General features: G+C 71.4%; 11 protein-coding genes and 1 pseudogene. 10 read left to right on the forward strand and 2 right to left on the reverse strand.

Annotated features, from left to right (window positions below; all coding sequences use genetic code 11):
• From VFV67_RS27785 to VFV67_RS27795, 3 genes are all read left to right on the forward strand, one after another.
• Positions 1 to 1,386, forward strand: a 1,386-nt coding sequence (locus VFV67_RS27785) for a TIGR03960 family B12-binding radical SAM protein (protein WP_326473618.1), incomplete at its 5' end; no start/stop codon positions are given.
• 91 nt (positions 1,387 to 1,477) lie between these two features.
• Positions 1,478 to 1,882 carry an SHOCT domain-containing protein gene (locus VFV67_RS27790; RefSeq protein ID WP_326473619.1) on the forward strand — a complete coding sequence of 135 codons (405 nt, stop codon included), beginning with the start codon at positions 1,478 to 1,480 and terminating at the stop codon, positions 1,880 to 1,882.
• Between the two features lie 18 nt (positions 1,883 to 1,900).
• A complete protein-coding gene (locus VFV67_RS27795; RefSeq protein ID WP_326473620.1) occupies positions 1,901 to 3,511 on the forward strand; it encodes an MFS transporter in 1,611 nt (536 codons plus the stop codon).
• A gap of 150 nt (positions 3,512 to 3,661) precedes the next feature.
• Here the strand turns inward: VFV67_RS27795 and VFV67_RS27800 are convergent, their stop codons facing one another.
• Complete coding sequence (locus VFV67_RS27800) at positions 3,662 to 5,023, reverse strand: S8 family peptidase (protein ID WP_326473621.1); 1,362 nt, start codon at positions 5,021 to 5,023, stop codon at positions 3,662 to 3,664.
• A gap of 268 nt (positions 5,024 to 5,291) precedes the next feature.
• Here VFV67_RS27800 and VFV67_RS27805 point away from each other — a divergent pair, with 268 nt between their 5' ends.
• From VFV67_RS27805 to proB, 6 genes and pseudogenes are all read left to right on the forward strand, one after another.
• Positions 5,292 to 6,029: a TIGR03936 family radical SAM-associated protein gene (locus VFV67_RS27805; protein WP_326473622.1), complete on the forward strand. Its 738-nt coding sequence runs from the start codon at positions 5,292 to 5,294 to the stop codon at positions 6,027 to 6,029.
• Positions 6,030 to 6,241: 212 nt separating this feature from the next.
• Positions 6,242 to 8,935: pseudogene (locus tag VFV67_RS27810) on the forward strand (Rne/Rng family ribonuclease); the annotation flags it as partial.
• Positions 8,936 to 10,028: 1,093 nt separating this feature from the next.
• Positions 10,029 to 10,340, forward strand: coding sequence for a 50S ribosomal protein L21 (gene rplU, locus VFV67_RS27815; protein WP_326473623.1), 312 nt, complete (start codon positions 10,029 to 10,031; stop codon positions 10,338 to 10,340).
• Between the two features lie 15 nt (positions 10,341 to 10,355).
• The gene (rpmA, locus tag VFV67_RS27820) at positions 10,356 to 10,613 is read left to right on the forward strand and encodes a 50S ribosomal protein L27 (RefSeq protein ID WP_326473624.1); all 258 of its coding nucleotides are present in this window, start codon (positions 10,356 to 10,358) and stop codon (positions 10,611 to 10,613) included.
• An 89-nt stretch (positions 10,614 to 10,702) separates the two neighbouring features.
• Positions 10,703 to 12,148 carry a GTPase ObgE gene (gene obgE / locus VFV67_RS27825; protein ID WP_326473625.1) on the forward strand — a complete coding sequence of 482 codons (1,446 nt, stop codon included), beginning with the start codon at positions 10,703 to 10,705 and terminating at the stop codon, positions 12,146 to 12,148.
• Positions 12,145 to 13,278, forward strand: a complete 1,134-nt coding sequence (gene proB, locus VFV67_RS27830; protein ID WP_326473626.1) for a glutamate 5-kinase — start codon at positions 12,145 to 12,147, stop codon at positions 13,276 to 13,278. Before obgE ends, proB begins: the two co-directional genes overlap by 4 nt.
• A 19-nt stretch (positions 13,279 to 13,297) precedes the next feature.
• Here the strand turns inward: proB and VFV67_RS27835 are convergent, their stop codons facing one another.
• Positions 13,298 to 13,918: a helix-turn-helix domain-containing protein gene (locus VFV67_RS27835; RefSeq protein WP_326473627.1), complete on the reverse strand. Its 621-nt coding sequence runs from the start codon at positions 13,916 to 13,918 to the stop codon at positions 13,298 to 13,300.
• A 104-nt stretch (positions 13,919 to 14,022) separates the two neighbouring features.
• Between VFV67_RS27835 and VFV67_RS27840 the strand changes: the two genes are divergently transcribed.
• Positions 14,023 to 15,342 (forward strand): NAD(P)/FAD-dependent oxidoreductase, encoded by a 1,320-nt coding sequence (locus VFV67_RS27840; RefSeq protein WP_326473628.1) that lies wholly within the window; start codon positions 14,023 to 14,025, stop codon positions 15,340 to 15,342.
• Positions 15,343 to 15,371: the final 29 nt, after the last annotated feature.

A 15,371-nucleotide genomic window follows, 5' to 3' on the forward strand; every position in this document is an offset into this window, starting at 1 on the left:
GACGTCGTCAAGGCGTGGAAGGCCCAGGGGCGCCCCGGCGGCCGCGTCGAGCTCCTCGCCCGCCTGGCGCGGGTGGACGGCGTGTACGTGCCGTCCTTCTACGCCGTCTCCTACGGTGCCGACGGCGCGATCGCCGCCGTCCAGCGCACGCGGGACGACGTCCCGGCGCGGATCGGCAAGCGCACCGTCATGGACCTCGACGAGTGGCCCTACCCGAAGACCCCGCTGGTGCCGCTGGCCGAGAGCGTCCACGAGCGCATGAGCGTCGAGATCTTCCGCGGCTGCACCCGGGGCTGCCGGTTCTGCCAGGCCGGGATGATCACCCGCCCGGTGCGCGAGCGGTCCATCGACGGCATCGGCGCCATGGTCCACACCGGACTCGAGGCCAGCGGCTTCGAGGAGGTCGGCCTGCTGTCCCTGTCCAGCGCCGACCACTCGGAGATCGCCGAGATCACCAAGGGCCTCGCCGACCGCTACGAGGGGACCAACACCGGCCTGTCGCTGCCGAGCACCCGGGTGGACGCGTTCAACATCGACCTGGCCAACGAGCTGTCCCGCAACGGCCGGCGCTCCGGCCTGACCTTCGCTCCGGAGGGCGGCAGCGAACGGATCCGCCGCGTCATCAACAAGATGGTGTCCGAAGAGGATCTGATCCGGACGGTCAGCGCCGCCTACGCCAGCGGCTGGCGACAGGTGAAGCTGTACTTCATGTGCGGTCTGCCCACCGAGACCGACGAGGACGTGCTGCAGATCGCCACGATGGCGCACGAGGTGATCAAGGCCGGGCGGGCGGCCAGCGGCCGCAAGGACATCCGGTGCACGATCTCGATCGGCGGGTTCATCCCCAAGCCGCACACCCCGTTCCAGTGGGCGGCCCAGGCCGATCCGGACACTGTGGACGGCCGGCTGCGCAAGCTGCGTGCCGCGGTCAACTCCGACCGCGGCCTCGGCCGCAACATCGGAATGCGCTACCACGACGGGGAACCCAGCCTGATCGAGGGTCTGCTGTCCCGCGGCGACCGCAGGGTGGGCCGGGTGATCGAGCGGGTTTGGCGGAACGGCGGCCGGTTCGACGGCTGGAGCGAGCACTTCTCCTACCGGCGCTGGGTGGACGCGGCGGCCGCCGAGCTCGAGCCGCTCGGCGTGGACCTCGCCTGGTTCACCACCCGGGAGCGGCCGGAGTCGGAGACCTTGCCGTGGGACCACCTGGACTCCGGTTTGGACAAATCCTGGCTGTGGACGGACTGGCAGGACGCGCTGGACGCGCGGGAGCAGGACGACTGCCGGTGGACCCCGTGTTTCGATTGTGGCGTCTGCCCGTCGATGGGAACGGACATCCAGATCGGACCGACCGGGCGAAAACTGCTTCCGCTGACCCCGGTGTAGCGGTGTTCACCCGCATCGGGTGATGCGACACCGCTCGGTCGTGCGCAGTCTTCGGGCACTGTTGGCCATTACGCGCCCCCGAGGAGCTGGGATGACGCTCTGGGAATTCATGCTGTCAATCTTCTGGTTCATGCTGCTGTTCGCCTGGATCTGGCTGCTGATCATGATCATCAGCGACGTGTTCCGGGACCACGAGTTGTCCGGCTGGTCAAAGGCGCTGTGGACGGTGTTCCTGGTCTTCATCCCGTGGCTCGGTGCACTGGTGTACCTGATCGCCAGGGGCGGGTCGATGCAGGAGCGGGCCATGGCACACGAGGCCCGCAACATGGCGGATCTTCGGCGCTACGTGCAGACCGCGGCACCGGCCAGTGCGCCCAGCCCGGCCGACGAACTGGCCAAGCTGGTCGACCTGCGCGACCGCGGCGCGATCTCGCCGGAGGACTTCGACCGGGCCAAGGCACTCGTCCTTGGCGAGAGGCACGCTTCGACGGTCTGACCGGTCAGGTCCGCGGAGGTGAACGCCAAGCCGCTGGTCGCCCTCGGCGCAGCGCAGTTCCTGATGGTGCTGGACACCTCCGTGATGAACGTGTCGATCAGCCAGCTGGTGGAGGACTTCGACACCGACGTCACCACGATCCAGGCCGTGATCACGGTCTACACGCTGGTGATGGCCGCCTTCCTGATCACCGGCGGCAAGCTCGGTGACATCCTCGGCCGGCGGCGTGCGTTCGCGATCGGCATGGTGGTCTACGGCGTCGGGTCGCTGCTCACCGCGGTCGCCCCGACGCTGCCGGTCCTGGTGATCGGCTGGTCGGTGCTGGAGGGGCTGGGCGGGGCGCTGGTGCTCCCCGCCCTGGCCGCTCTGGTCGGCGGCAACTTCACCGGGGCGGACCGGGCGATGGCCTACGGCGTGATCGGCGGCCTGGCCGGCGCCGGCATCGCGGTCGGCCCGCTGCTCGGCGGCTGGGTCACCACCTACCTCACCTGGCGGCTGGTGTTCGCCGGCGAGGTCGTCGTGGTCGTGTTCATCCTGCTGGTGCTGAACTGGATCACGGATGTGCCGCCCACCGGCCCGCGCCGCCGGCTCGACGCCGTTGGCGCGGCGCTGTCCGTGCTCGGCCTCACCCTCGTCGTCCTCGGGGTGCTGCAGAGCTCGGTGTGGGGCTGGCTGATGCCGCGCGATTCGCCGATCACCATTCTCGGCTTCGCGCTCACCCCGTTCGTGATCGGCGCCGGGCTGCTGACCCTCGGGCTGCTGCGTTCCTGGCTGCGGCACCGGGAGGAGCAGGGCCGCGAGCCGCTGGTGCGCTGGGCGCTGATGGACATCCCGCCGTTGCGCGCCACGCTGTCCACCCTGCTCGCCCAGAACCTGATCCTGCTCGGCCTGTTCTTCACCATCCCGCTGTACCTCCAGGTGGTGCTGGGTCACGACGCGTTCCAGACCGGGCTGCGGCTGCTACCCGTCTCGATCACCATGCTGATCACCGCGATGAGCGCGCCCCTGCTCAACCGGTTCCTCACGCCCCGCCAGGTGGTCCGGCTGGGCTTCGCCGTGCTCGTGCTGGCCACGCTCTGGCTGCTCGCCGCCGTGGAACCGGAGCTCAACGAAGCCTCGTTCGCGCTCGCTATGGCGGTGCTGGGCATCGGCATGGGCCTGCTCGCCGCGCAGCTCGGCAACGTGGCCCAGTCCAGCGTCGGCGAGAACGACCGGAGCGAGGTGGGCGGCCTGCAGTACACCGCCCAGAACCTCGGCTCCTCGCTCGGCACCGCGTTCATCGGCTCGATCCTGATCGGCGTGCTCACCGCCGCGACCCAGTTCGGCATCGCCGCCCGCCCGGAGATCTCCCAGGCGGTCCAGGACGAGATCGGCGTCGCGGTCCACAGCGGCGTCAACTTCGTCCCGGTCGACCAGGTCCGTGCCGCCCTCCAGGACGCCGGCATCCCCGGCGACGAGGCCGCCGCCCTGATCGAGACCTACGCCGACGCCCAGCTGCTCGGCCTGCGGGTCGCCTTCCTCACCGCCTCCGCCATCGCGCTGCTGAGCCTGTTCCTCACCCGCAACCTCCCCAACACCCGCCTGGCCACCCGCCCGAACCAGCCCAGAGAGCCCGCCGCGACCGGCTAGGTGTACTGCCCCGTGGATCTTGTGTGAAAGTCCGCACCCGGCCAACAGCTACCTCAGGGGACCGTGACGGCACCCAGCCACAATCAACCCGCTAACCGCACCTCCGCTGGAACGCAACAACAGCAGTTAATCCTCGGAGAGGCGGGCTAGCTAGCTCACTGCGTCGAGCGCGTCGACCATGCCGTGGCCGTGGAAGCTATTGTACGGGGCGTAGCCGGTGCAGTAGGCGTCCTGCGCACCGGTGCCGTGCAGGTCGTAGTCGTCCGGGCAGGGCACCGCGTCCGCCTGGGTGGTCAGCATTCGGGTCAGCTCCTGCGGCGAGGCCTTCGGATGCCGCGCGGCCAGCAGCGCGGCCACCCCGCTCGCGTGGGGTGCCGCCATGGACGTGCCGCAGGACTGGGCGTACCCGCCGGGCACCGTGGACAGCACGCACTGGCTGGCCTTCTGCCGGCCGGTGACCACCTCGCCACCCGGCGCGGTCACGTCGACCACGCCCAGCCCGTAGGAGCTGTAGCTGGCCTTCAGCCGCTGCGGCCCGACCGCGGACACCGCGACCACCCCGCGCAGCCCGGCTGGCAGCACCCGGCAGCTGCTGTCCAGCCGCCGGGCCAGGTCGACGCCCTCGTTCGTGGCGGCGGCGACGGTCAGCACCCCGTGCCGGGTGCTGTACTCCACGGCCCGCCGGACCGCCTCCTGGACGACGTGCTCGCCGTCCCGGTTGCAGGTCATCTGCCAGGGGTCGACGAAGTAGCTGTTGTTCGTGATGGTCATCCGCTTGGCCGTGGCCCACATCAGGCCGCAGACCGCGTACTCGGGGTAGATGTACCCGTCGTCGTCGACCACCTTGACCGAGGCGATCCGCACGCCCGGTGCCACTCCGGTGATCCCGCGCCCGTCGTCGGCGGCGGCGATCGTGCCGGCCACGTGGGTGCCGTGCGGGGACGCGGTCGGCTCCCAGGCGGATCGGTCCGGGTCGGGCCGGCCGGTCAGGCAGCCCGCGGACAGATCCGGGTCCAGCGCGCTGCGCAGGTCCGGGTGGTTCGGGTCAACCCCGGAGTCGAGCACCCCCACCACCACGTTCCGGTTACCGGTGCTGATCCGGTGCGCCGACTGGGCCTTGATCAGGGTCAGGTCCCACTGCTCGGCACCGCGGTCGGTGGCGGGCACCGCGCCCGGGTCGGCGGTGACCAGGTCCCGGGTCGAGGCGGTCTCGTCCGGCTTGCGCGCGGTGGCGTCGTGCTCCCGTTCGGCACTGAACGCCCGGTCCTTGCCCAGCCGTTCGACGAACCGCCGGTAGGCCGAGATCGCCACGGCTACCCCGATCTCGGGGTAGTAGGCGACCAGCTCACCACATGCCCGGGTGATCTCCTCGCCGGCCGTGTGCTCGTCCGGGTTGCCGTCGAACAGCACGAGGTAGCGCCACGCGGGGCCGCCGGTCGTGCACGCAGGCACGGCGGCGGCGTCGTCCGGCTTGGCTTCGGCGACGCTGCCGCTGGTCAGCGGTACCGACACCAGGACAGCGACACCAACCACTGCCGCCCTCGCGCGCCGGAGCAGAGGCACAGGGACGAGACCTCCATCGTGTGGACGATCGGTTTGGGGGCACCGGCCTCCCGGCCGGACGGTAGCCAGCCAACCGCGACCAGACAAGCGCGGCACCCGAATTCGACTGCGAGTACCGTCCCAGCCGGCCCACCTCACCACCAGCGGAGCAACTCGCTTCCCACCGTTAGGAGTACCGCTGAGCCGCGACGACAGGCCCAATCCATCCCCGGAACCCGTGCAGAAGGTGCGGGTGCGCTACGCCAAGCGGGGACCGCTGCGGTTCACCTCACATCGTGACGTCGCCCGCGCGTTCGAGCGCGCGCTGCGCCGGGCCGGGGTGCCGATGGCCTTCTCCCAGGGCTTCAGCCCGCACCCGAAGATCTCCTGGATCGGCGCGTCGCCGACCGGGGTGGCCAGCGAGGCCGAGTACGTGGAGATCCAGGTGATCGAGCGGATCGACCCGGCCGGGCTGGTGCCCCGGTTGGACGCGGCCATGCCGCCCGGCCTGGACGTGCTCGAGGCCGTCACGGCGACCGGGGGCTCGCTGGCCGAGGAGATCGAGGCCAGCCGCTGGGTGATCGAGTTACCCGGGGTGAACGCCGACCGGTTGCGCTCCGCCACCGGCCGGTTGCTGGCCGCCGATCACGCCTGGGTCGAGCGGCTGACCAAGCAGGGCATGCGCAGCATCGATGCGCGACCCGCCGTGGTTACGGCGGAGGTGTCGGGCGATTCCGGGGCGTATGGGATACTCGAGGTGGTCGTTCGGCAGGTGACTCCTGCGGTACGGCCGGACGACGTGCTGAGTGCGCTTCGCGTCGTCGCCGCTCTGGAACCGCCGGTACCCGCGAAGGCGACCCGGATGGCCCAAGGGCGGCTCGACGACAGCGGAGGTCTGTCCGACCCGTTGGCCCGGGACAGGGCCGCGGCATCCGGGTGGACGCTGCGGGAGCCGACTCGGCGCGAAGTGGACTGACCTGCCGCGACACGGTCGCCGGATGTGCGCGTTCCGGAGGCCCGCGGCACAGAGGCGAGGATTCCCGCCGCATGGCGGCGGAATGAAGCAACAGTCTCCATCGCGCGCGATGGAGCGAGACAACTACAGGGCCCCTGCGTGGCCGCGACCGACGAGTGCCGGCGCCCGATGGCGCCAGCCCAGTTGGCCGCGCCCGGGGGCGAAGGAGCTACATGTCGGAAAAGTCGACGCCTGCCGGGCAGACCGGCGGGAACACTTCTGCATCCCCCACCCCCAACCTGGCCGCGATCCCGGACCGGGTCAGGGTCCACGCGCTGGCCAAGCTGCTCGATCGCAGCAGCCGCGAGGTGCTCGACACCCTGACCGACCTCGGTGAGGACGGGCGCAGCGCGCAGTCCAGCATCACCCGCGCCGTCGCGCTCAAGGTGGCCGAGACGCTGCTCGGCAGCGCGCCGGAGCCGGAGCCCGAGCCGGCGGCGTCCAACGCGCCGGTCCGGCCGCCCGCCCCGCCGCTGCCGGTGTTCGCCTCGGCCTCCCCGTTGTTCCTGCCGCCGGACCCGAGCCAGGCACCGGCCAAGCCGCCCCGCGAGGTCCGTGAGGTCCGTGAGGTCCGGGACACGGTCGTCGAGGAGCCGGAGGAGGACGAGGAGATCGAGTCCGCCGACGATCTCGGCGACGATGGCGAGGGCGCCGGCCGGCGTCGTCGGCGCCGGGGCCGGCGTGGTCGCGGCCGGGGCAAGGGCGGCCACGACGATGACACCGCCGAGGACGACACCCCGGACGAGGAGCCGCCCGCGGAGAAGCCGGCCAGGGCCAAGAAGTCCAAGGAACCCAAGGAGAGCAAGGAGCAGGCGGACGGGCCTGCTGGCGCGGACGACGAGGCCGAGGGCGTGGTGGAGACCGCCAGCCAGCGGCGCCGCCGCCGGCGTCGCCGCCGGGGTGGCGACGACTCCGGGACCGTCGAGGACGATCCGCCGAACACCGTGGTGCACGTGCGGGAGGCGCGCGAGGAGCGCTCCGACGGCGGCGCCGAAGCCCGGGACGAGGTGCGCAGCGTACGCGGCTCGACCCGGTTGGAGGCCAAGCGCCAGCGTCGCCGCGACGGCCGGGAGGCCGGTCGCCGGCGCGCCCCGATCCTGTCCGAGGCCGAGTTCCTGGCCCGGCGGGAGTCCGTGGACCGGGCCATGGTGATCCGGGAGCGGGGTGACCGCACGCAGATCGCGGTGCTCGAGGACGGGGTGCTGGTCGAGCACTTCGTGACCACGTCGGGCAGTGGTTCGCTGGTCGGCAACGTCTACCTCGGCCGGGTGCAGAACGTGCTGCCCAGCATGGAGGCGGCGTTCGTGGACATCGGCCGGGGCCGCAACGCCGTGCTCTACGCCGGCGAGGTCGACTGGGACGCCGCCGGCCTGGAGGGCAAGGCGCGCAAGATCGAGCAGGCGCTGTCCACCGGGGACAGCGTGCTGGTGCAGGTCACCAAGGACCCGGTTGGGCACAAGGGCGCCCGGCTCACCACCCAGATCAGCCTGCCCGGCCGGTTCCTGGTCTACGTGCCGGGCGGCGGGGCCACCGGGATCTCCCGCAAGCTGCCGGAGAACGAGCGGCGGCGGCTCAAGGACGTGCTCAAGCGGGTGGTGCCGGAGGACGCCGGCGTGATCATCCGCACCGCGTCGGAGGGCATCAGCGAGGAGGAACTGGGCCGCGACGTGCGCCGGCTGCAGGCGCAGTGGCAGGTGATCAACGACAAGACCAAGGGCGCCAACGGGACCAAGAAGGCCAACGCGCCGTCGCTGCTCTACGAGGAGCCCGACCTGCTGATCAAGGTCGTCCGCGACCTGTTCACCGAGGATTTCTCGGCGCTGGTCGTCGAGGGCGCGGGGGCCTGGGAGACCATCGACCCCTACGTCCGGCACGTCGCGCCCGAGCTGTCCGAGCGGCTGCGCCGGCACGTGTCCAACACCGACGTGTTCGCCGAGTTCCGGATCGACGAACAGCTGGTGAAGGCACTGGACCGGAAGGTGTGGCTGCCGTCCGGCGGCTACCTGGTGATCGACCGCACCGAGGCGATGACCGTCATCGACGTGAACACCGGAAAGTTCACCGGATCGGGTGGCAACCTCGAGGAGACCGTGACTCGGAACAACCTGGAGTCGGCGGAGGAGATCGTCCGCCAGCTCCGGCTCCGGGACATCGGCGGGATCATCGTCATCGACTTCATCGACATGGTCCTGGAGTCCAACCGGGACCTGGTCCTGCGCCGGCTGACCGAGTGCCTCGGCCGGGACCGCACCCGGCACCAGGTCGCCGAGGTCACCTCGCTCGGCCTGGTGCAGATGACCCGCAAGCGGGTCGGCACCGGTCTGCTCGAGGCGTACAGCACCCCGTGCGAGCACTGCAAGGGGCGTGGCGTCCTGGTCACCAGCGATCCGGTGACCAAGTCCGGCGGCAACGGCCAGGCCGGCGGAGCGCAGGGCGGTGGCGGCCGGCGCTCCCGCGGCGGCGGAGACAAGGACAAGGACAAAGACAAAGAGTCGGCCAAAGACGCCGTGGCCAGCCAGGCCGCCAAGGCCGTCCGCGGCATCGCCAAGGCCAGCGGCGTGACCGCCGCCGAGCAGGAGGCCGCCCCACCGGTCGCCCCCGAGCCGGAGGCGGAGTCGGCCGCGCCGGTCGCCGCCGAGCCGGTGGCCGCGCCGCCGGTGCGGACCCCGGTCACCCCCCAACCGGTGGAATCGGCCGAGGTTCCCGCTGCTGAGAGCCCGGTTGCCGGTGAGTCGGAGATTGCTCCCGTGGAGCCGGTCGGGGCTTCCGTTGCCGCCGAGCAGGAGTCCGCGGGGTCGGCCGAGTTCCCGGTTGTCGGCGAGCCGGAGGCCGTTGCGGCGGATTCGGCCGAGGCCGCCGAGCCGGTTGGCGCTGCCGCGACCGCGGGTCGGGATGCCGAGTCGATCGAGGCTCCGGCCGCCGGATCCCCGATCGCCGGCGAGCCGGATGCAGGTTCGGTGGAATCGGCCGAGGCTGCGGGTGCGGTTGTTGCCGGGTCGGAGCCGGTCGGTGCCGCCGAGCCGGACTCTGTGGCGCGGGCCGAGGCCCCGATTGCCGGTGGGTCGGAGGCCGTTGCGGCGGATTCGGCTGAGGTTGTCGAGCCGGCTGGTGTCGCCGCGACCGCGGGTCGGGATGCCGAGTCGATCGAGGCTCCGGCTGCCGGGTCTCCGGTTGTCGGCGAGCCGGATGCAGGTTCGGTGGAATCGGCCGAGGCTGCGGGTGCGGTTGTTGCCGGGTCGGAGCCGGTCGGTGCCGCCGAGCCGGACTCTGTGGCGCGGGCCGAGGCCCCGATTGCCGGCGAGCCGGATGTCGTTGCGGCGGATTCTGCCGAGGCTTCGCCGGCTGAGGCTGCCGAGCCGGCCGGCGCCGAGACCGTGGGCCCGGATGCCGAGTCGACCGAGGCCCCGGCTGCCGAGTCCCCGGTTGCTGCCGACCCGGATTCGGCGGAGCCGGTCACCGCCGAGTCGGACTCCGTGACGTCGGCCGAGGCCCCGATTGCCGGCGGCTCGGCTGCCGGTGCAGCGGAGTCGGCCGAACAGGCTTCGGGTGAGCCCGAGGTACCGTCCACCGGCGAGCCGGCGGTCGCCGCCAGCTCGTTCGGGGCTCCGGAGCGCGGCGCGGGTGGCTATCTCCCGTACTCCGCGCCGGCCGGCCCGGCGGGGGAGCACGCGGACGAGGAGTCGGCCGAACAGCAGCCGGAGGAGCAGGGCGCGCTGTACAACAGCCGGCGCCGGCGGGCCGCGGTCCGTCCGGCCGGGCCTCCGGTCTCGGCGAACACCGATGGCTGAATACCGGACCCGGTTTGACCCCCGTTCGGCGCGGCACGTAATCTTTACTTCGGCCCGCCGCTCACGGTGGGCCGTGTCGTGCGCGAGACCGCTGACGCCCCATGGCCAGCACGGACGTCGCGTGACCCCCAGTTTTGATCTATCCGTCGAGTAGCAGGAGAGTTGCGTCCCGATGTACGCGATCGTCAAGACCGGCGGCAAGCAGTACAAGGTGGCTGTCGGCGACGTCGTCGAGGTCGAGAAGCTCGAGGGCGAGCCGGGCACCGAGCTCACCTTTCCGGCGCTGCTCGTCGTCGATGGTGACGACGTCACCACCGATGCGGCCGCCCTGGCCAAGGTCTCGGTGACCGGCAAGGTCGTCGAGCAGTCCAAGGGCCCCAAGATCCGCATCCACAAGTTCAAGAACAAGACCGGCTACCACAAGCGGCAGGGGCACCGGCAGAAGCTGACCCGTGTCGAGGTCACCGGCATCAAGACCAAGTAGGGGAGCAGATCAGCCATGGCACACAAGAAGGGTGCGTCCAGCTCCCGCAACGGTCGCGACTCGAACCCGCAGTACCTCGGCGTCAAGCGCTACGGGGGCCAGGTCGTCAAGGCCGGAGAGATCCTGATTCGTCAGCGTGGCACCAAGTTCCACCCGGGCGTGAACGTCGGTCGTGGCAGCGACGACACGCTGTTCGCGCTGGCCGCCGGTTCGGTCCAGTTCGGGACCAAGCGCGGTCGCAAGACCGTCAACATCGTCCCGGTCGAGGCCTGAGCGCCCGATTCGGAAGAGCATGACCCTCGACGAGGGGCGGGCCACCGTGAAACGGCCCGCCCCTCGTCGTCGTTCGAGAGGAAGATCCAGTGTCCCGGTTCGTTGACCGCGTCGTGATCCATGTGGCCGCGGGCAACGGCGGCAACGGCTGTGCCTCGGTGCATCGCGAGAAGTACAAGCCGCTGGGCGGGCCGGACGGTGGTGACGGTGGCAACGGCGGCAACGTGACCCTGGTGGTGGACAGCGGCGTGCACACGTTGTTGGACTTCCACTTCCGGCCGCACGCCAAGGCGGCGAGCGGCCGGCCGGGCCAGGGCAGCAACCGCGATGGCGCGGCCGGCGACGATCTGGAGCTGCGCGTTCCGGACGGGACCGTGGTGCTGACCGAGGCCGGGGAGGTGCTCGCCGACCTGGTCGGCAACGGCACCCGGTTCGTGGCCGCCCGGGGCGGCCGGGGCGGGCTCGGCAACGCCGCGCTCGCCTCCAAGGCGCGCAAGGCTCCCGGGTTCGCGCTGCTCGGCGAACCCGGCGAGGCCCGCGACCTGGTGCTCGAGCTGCGTTCGGTGGCCGATGTCGGGCTGGTCGGGTTCCCCTCGGCCGGCAAGTCCTCGTTGATCTCGGTGCTGTCCGCGGCCCGGCCGAAGATCGCCGAGTACCCGTTCACCACGCTGGTGCCCAACCTGGGCGTGGTGACGGCGGGGGAGGCGGTGTTCACGATGGCCGACGTGCCCGGCCTGATCCCGGGGGCGAGCGAGGGCAAGGGCCTCGGCCTGGACTTCCTGCGGCATATCGAGCGGTGTGCGGTGCTGGTGCACGTGGTGGACTGCGCCACCTACGAGCCGGACCGCGACCCGGTGTCCGATGTGGACGCACTCGAGGCGGAGCTGGCCCGGTACACCCCGGCACTCGGCGGCGAACTGGCCGACCGGCCGCGGGTCGTGGTGCTGAACAAGGTCGACGTGCCGGACGCGCGTGAGCTGGCCGAGCTGGTGCGGCCGGACCTCGAGGAGCGCGGGCTGCGGGTGTTCGCCGTGTCCACGGTGACCCACGAGGGACTGCGGGAGCTGTCGTTCGCGCTGGCCGCCGTGGTGGAGGAGGACCGGCGTACCAGGCCGCCTGCGGCACCGACCAGGATCGTGCTGCGACCGTCCGCTGTGGACGACGCGGGGTTCACCGTCGAGGAGGATCCCGACGAGCCCGGGGCGTTCGTGGTGCGCGGCGACCGGCCGGAGCGGTGGGTGCGGCAGACCGACTTCGGCAACGACGAGGCCGTCGGCTATCTGGCCGACCGGTTGGCCCGGCTCGGGGTCGAGGAGGCGCTCGCCGGGCTCGGCGCGTTGCCGGGGTGTCCGGTGTCCATCGGCGGGATCACGTTCGACTGGGAGCCGTCCACCCCGGCCGGGATCGCGATGCTCATGCACCAGCGCGGGTCCGATCCGCGGCTCGAGCAGAGCCTGCGCACGACCGCCGCGGAGCGCAAGGCCGCCAAGCGGGCCCGCCGCGGGCTTGACGGGGAGGAAGCCGACGAGGAATGAGCGTCTCCGCCGGAACCGTCCCGGACACCCGCACCCTGGTCGCGAACGCCCGCCGGGTCGTGGTCAAGGTCGGATCCTCGTCGCTGACCACGGCGGCGGGCGGGCTGGATCCCGCCCGGCTGGACGCGCTGGTCGACGCGATGGCCGCCCGACGGACCGGGGGCAGCCAGGTGGTGCTGGTGTCCTCGGGTGCGATCGCAGCCGGCCTCGCGCCCCTGGGCATTCCCCGTCGCCCGGCCGATCTGGCCACCCAGCAGGCCGCCGCCAGCGTCGGCCAGCTTGCCCTCGGACACGCCTACGTCGCCTCGTTCGCCCGGCACGCCCTCACCGTCGGCCAGGTTCTGCTCACCGCCGATGACGTGGTGCGCCGCGCGCACTACCGCAACGCGCAGCGGACCTTGTCCCGCCTGCTCGCGCTCGGTGTGGTGCCGGTGGTCAACGAGAACGACACCGTGGCCACCGAGGAGATCCGGTTCGGCGACAACGACCGGCTGGCCGCCCTGGTCGCCCATCTCACCGGCGCCGACGCGCTGATCCTGCTGTCCGATGTGGACGGACTCTACGACGGCGACCCCCGGCTCGGCGACGCCCGCCGGATCGACGAGGTGCACAGCCCGACCGATCTGCACGGCGTCAACGTGGGCGCGGGCCGCTCGTCCGGGCTCGGCACCGGCGGCATGGCATCCAAGCTGCAGGCCGCCCGGCTCGCCGCCGCCGCGGGCATCCCGGTCCTGCTCGCCGCCGCCTCCGCCGCCCCCCGCGCCCTCAGCACGGCCGACGTGGGCACCGCCTTCGCCGCCAGCGGCCGCCGGCTGTCCGCCCGCCGGTTCTGGCTCGGCTACGCCGCCGGTGCCGCCGGCACGCTCCACCTGGACGACGGCGCGGTGTCCGCGGTCGTCACCCGCCGCCGGTCCCTCCTGGCGGCCGGCATCACCGCGGTCACCGGCACCTTCGAAGCTGGCGACGTGGTCGACCTCGCCGATCCCGCCGGCACCGTGGTGGCCCGCGGAGTGGTCGCCTTCGACTCAACCGAACTCCCCGCCCTGATCGGCCAGTCCACCCACCACCTCCCCACCGAGCACCGCCGCGAGGTGGTCCACGCCGACGACCTGGTCCCGTTCCGGCACTGATCACTCGCGCCGTGCGGACTCAGGACGGGTGGAGGTGGCGGACGAGCCGGGACAGTTGGTCGGCGTAGCGCTCGGCGAATGCGGGGGTGTCCGGGTCCGCTCCGCAGACCATGCGGGCCACCTTGGGCAGGGTGACGCCGGCGCAGGCGGCCGCGAACAGGGCGAGGAACAGGTAGGCCGGGTCGAGGTCGTCCGGTAGCTCGCCGGCCTCCTGGCGGCGCCTCAGTTCCGCGACCTGGGTCTGCATGAACCCGTAGTCGGCAGCCTCGTCCGGGGTGCTGGACTCGGTGTCCAGATTGGACCAGACCATCAGCCTGGCCCAGTCCCGTTCGTACAGGTTGCTCATCACGAAGCCCGCCAGCACGGCGTCCAGCGGCAGGTCGGACTGGGACAACTCGCCGCTGGCCCGCTGCCACCGGGTGGTGAGTTCCTTGTAGAGACCTTCCTTTCCGCCGAAGTAGTAGGAGATCAGCTGCTTGTTCACGCCGGCCCGGTCGGCGATGTCGCTGATCCGGGCCGCGGCGAACCCCCGCGCGCCGAACTCGGCTTTGGCGGCGTCCAGGATGCGCGCCTTGGTGCGCTCGGGGTCTCGTTGCCGCTCGCCGGACCCGGGCGATCGTCGAGGAGTTCGCGCGGTCATGCGGACACCGTAGTCAATCGTCACATTTATCATCCTATGGGTTGACTTAATCAACTCAAGAGATGATTATAGTGAGCATCGAGGATCCGACAAGGAGAAGGCCGATGTCCCAGCACTCACAGGTAGCGATCATCGGTGGCGGAACCGGCGGGCTGTGCCTCGCACAGGCCCTGCGTCGAGCGGGCGTCAGTGTCGCGGTCTACGAGCGCAGCCGCACCCGGTCCGAGCGGCTGCAGGGCTACCGCGTGCACATCAACCCGCAGGGTTCGCAGGCGTTGCACGAATGCCTGCCGGCCGAGCGTTGGCAGGCATTCGTCGACACCTGCGGCACCTCGGGCGGAGCGTTCGGGTTCGTCACCGAGCAGTTGGACGAGCTGATGCTGATCGAGGACGAGCTGACCTCCGGCGTCGAGCGCGACCCGACCCGGGCACACCATTCGGTCAGCCGGATCACCCTGCACCAGGTGCTGTCCGCCGGCCTGGACGGCGTTCTGCACCACGACAAGGAGTTCCGCCACTACTCGCGCGGCCCGGACGGAACGGTCACCTGCCAGTTCGCCGACGGCACGACCGCCACCGCCGACGTGCTGGTCGGTGCGGACGGTGCGGCATCCCGGGTGCGGGCGCAGTATCTGCCGCACGCCGAACGAGTCGACACCGGCATCAAGACGATCGCCGGCAAGTTCCCGCTCACCGAGCGGACCAGGAAGCTGCTTCCGGCCCGGATCGTCGACGGCCCGAACACCGTGCTGCCACCTCGGGGCTGCGGCATGTTCATCGCACCGCACGACCTCGGTGACGGCATCGCGGTCACCGCCGACGGCATCGGCGGCAACGACGCGACCCTGACCCACGACACGGTCCTGTTCGACAACACCACGAGCTACGTCATGTGGGTCTACGCCGCCGCCGACCACCACTACCCGGCCGATGTCGCACTGTCCGACCTGGACGGCCGGCAGCTGCGGGACCTGGTCGGTCGGATGATCGCGGACTGGCATCCCGCGCTCCGCCGGCTGGTGGCCGACTCACCGGCGCAGAGCGTCTCCTTGCTGCCGATCCGAACCTCGGTCCCGGTCGCGCGGTGGGAGAGCACGAACATCACGTTGCTCGGGGACGCGATTCACAGCATGACCCCGTTCCGAGGCATCGGTGCGAACACCGCCCTTCGGGACGCGACCCTGTTGGCCCGCAACCTGATCGCCGCCTTCCGGGGCGAACGTGGCCTACTCGACGCCATCTCCGACTACGAGATCCAGATGACCGGCTACGGGTTCGCCGCGGTCCGCGACTCGCTGCGCACCGCCAAGCAGTTCATCTCGGACAACCGGACGGGCCGGCGCATGTTCCGCATCGTGCTCCGCTTCTTCTCCGCGGTACCTCCTCTCAAGCGCAGGGCGTTCAGTGACCAGGGCAACAAGTAGCGGTCCTGGTACTGGGGGTGGGTAGGTCT

Source organism: Actinophytocola sp., from assembly GCF_035762905.1.
In the GTDB taxonomy this organism is placed as follows: Bacteria; Actinomycetota; Actinomycetes; order Mycobacteriales; family Pseudonocardiaceae; genus DASYTH01.

Bases quoted from the DNA above. Each gene is read 5' to 3' on its own strand.
- VFV67_RS27790 (WP_326473619.1), top strand. From the start codon at position 1,478: ATGACGCTCTGGGAATTCATGCTGTCAATCTTCTGGTTCATGCTGCTG.
- rplU (WP_326473623.1), top strand. From the start codon at position 10,029: ATGTACGCGATCGTCAAGACCGGCGGCAAGCAGTACAAGGTGGCTGTC.
- rpmA (WP_326473624.1), top strand. From the start codon at position 10,356: ATGGCACACAAGAAGGGTGCGTCCAGCTCCCGCAACGGTCGCGACTCG.
- proB (WP_326473626.1), top strand. From the start codon at position 12,145: ATGAGCGTCTCCGCCGGAACCGTCCCGGACACCCGCACCCTGGTCGCG.
- VFV67_RS27835 (WP_326473627.1), bottom strand. From the start codon at position 13,918: ATGACCGCGCGAACTCCTCGACGATCGCCCGGGTCCGGCGAGCGGCAA.
- VFV67_RS27840 (WP_326473628.1), top strand. From the start codon at position 14,023: ATGTCCCAGCACTCACAGGTAGCGATCATCGGTGGCGGAACCGGCGGG.